Genomic DNA, 1,873 nt, shown 5'->3' with positions numbered 1-1,873 from the left:
ACCATCAGGTGTATATAGAACCCTTTGAGTTCGTCAACCCGCTTCTTGGCGCGTTTTCGTTTTTCGAGCATATTTAATTCTTCCATTGCTGTATTTTTGATTCCTATTCCCAGCGGGAATTGTTTTTTTGTTCTTCTTCCATATACTCCCTGATTTTGCGGTCTTCCCAGTCCCTGGAAAAAAACGGATTCCATCCGAAAGTCCTGAAGGCGTGGAAAAACAAACCGATCCCCCAGCCGAATGCTGCCCAGAGGAACCACATATAGCGCCAGTCATTGGTCAGATAATTAATGACGGCCAACAGGGATATCACAAAAATATAGGCCGTTAGGTTGCCGTAGAACTTTTTAAGCTCCTCAACCCGCTCCTTGGCCCTTAAGTATTTCGATTCCCGAGTTTCCATATCCTTGTTTTCTATTGTTTTCATATTTCCTTTATAGTGAAGGGCCGTTATCATCAGCAGCCATGAATTCCTTAATCTTCCGTTCCTCCCAACGCTTGCCCCACAAAGGGTTATACCCATAAGCGGCCATTCCTTGCATCAGGAGGCCGAAGCCCCACCCAATGGCAGGGAAAATAACCCATGGGAACGCGAATGAGGTCGTTATCCAATTCAGCCAGGCCAGAAATGGGATGACTATGCAATATGAAAAAAGGGACCCATAAAAGTCCTTGATCGCATCCACGCGTTGTTTAGCGCGTAAAAATTGCTCGTGTTTTTCTTGTGTTTTCATGAGGTTAATTATTAATACCTCAAAAGTCCTGGTTTGGATGCCTATTTCAAAAAACAGAAAACCGAGTCGTCGGATTTAGCGACTGAATTGTCGCCAGCGATCTCAGAAATCCTCTTTTTCCATCAACTCCCGGATCTTGCGTTCTTCCCAGCGCTTACCCCATAAGGGGTTATAGCCATAAGCCTCCATCCCGTGCATTAAGAGGCCGAAACCCCAACCCATCATCGGGAAAATAACCCATGGGAAACCAAATCCGGTTGTTTTCCAGTTCAGCCAGGCCAAAAATGGAATGACTACCATATATGACCCCAGATTTCCGTAAAAACTCTTGATGGCTTCAACCTTTTCCCGGGCCTTCTCATAGCGCTTGTCTTCAATATACTCGGCCTGAGAGGGATATTTAGATACCTGGCGGCGGAGTATGGGAATCGAAACGCGGAACTTGCTTTTATCTTTTTCAATACCCACCTGGCGTTTGGATAGCAGCGAATACCGCTGGAGGATATTCTGCAAGCCCACCCCACTTGATTTGGTGATGACCTTTTTTTCCTGAAGATTGTTGGTCACTACAACATAGCCGTCTTCTTCTGTGACCTGAATGTGTAAGGGCCGCCCTGGGGTCACGACATTGTGCTTTACGGCATTCTCCAACAGTAACTGCAGGGAGAGCGGGACAATTTTAGCTTCCGGATCCGTGCTTTTTTCAGGAATCTCAAAATGAATACCCTCTTCAAAACGCATTTTTAAAAGCCGTACATAGGTCCGGGCAAAGGCAAACTCCTCGTCTACCGGCACCAATTCCTTATTCTTCTGCTCGAGGACATAGCGGTATACTTTCGAAAGGGCCGTAGTGAAACGTTGAGCCTGCTCAGGATCTTCCTCAATAAGACTCGTAAGTACATTCAGGCTGTTGAAAAGGAAATGTGGGTCCAGTTGATTTTTCAGGGCGTCAAACTGGGCTGAAGCTGTTCCCGCAATAATCTTTTGTTCCTTGACTTTGGTTTCCTGCCTGTGTTTATAATAAAAAACCGCATAGAAAACCCCAGAAATACAGACTGCGAGGATGGATGTATTCAGATAATACTCTAAAGACTCCCCGCTTAAAAAAGCTGTAAAATCATTCCCTTGCAACCCAACAC

At 45.5% G+C, this 1,873-nt stretch carries 3 protein-coding genes; all 3 read right to left on the bottom strand.

Annotation, left to right across the window (positions count from 1 at the left end):
* Positions 1-103 precede the first annotated feature (103 nt).
* Complete coding sequence (locus tag WBV75_RS05250; protein WP_424119594.1) at positions 104-427, bottom strand: 2TM domain-containing protein; 324 nt, start codon at positions 425-427, stop codon at positions 104-106.
* Between the two features lie 7 nt (positions 428-434).
* Positions 435-734 carry a 2TM domain-containing protein gene (locus tag WBV75_RS05245; protein ID WP_424119593.1) on the bottom strand — a complete coding sequence of 100 codons (300 nt, stop codon included), beginning with the start codon at positions 732-734 and terminating at the stop codon, positions 435-437.
* 102 nt (positions 735-836) lie between these two features.
* Positions 837-1,873, bottom strand: a 1,037-nt coding sequence (locus tag WBV75_RS05240; protein WP_424119592.1) for a 2TM domain-containing protein, incomplete at its 5' end; no start/stop codon positions are given.

Origin of the sequence: Robiginitalea sp., assembly GCF_049588695.1 — a bacterium.
In the GTDB taxonomy this organism is placed as follows: Bacteria; Bacteroidota; Bacteroidia; order Flavobacteriales; family Flavobacteriaceae; genus Robiginitalea.
Note: the sequence above shows the minus strand (reverse complement) of the source record. Positions and strands in the feature narration are given on the sequence as shown.

Excerpts from the sequence above, each read along its gene's own strand:
- WBV75_RS05250 (WP_424119594.1), bottom strand. The coding sequence starts at position 427 with ATGAAAACAATAGAAAACAAGGATATGGAAACTCGGGAATCGAAATAC.
- WBV75_RS05245 (WP_424119593.1), bottom strand. The coding sequence starts at position 734 with ATGAAAACACAAGAAAAACACGAGCAATTTTTACGCGCTAAACAACGC.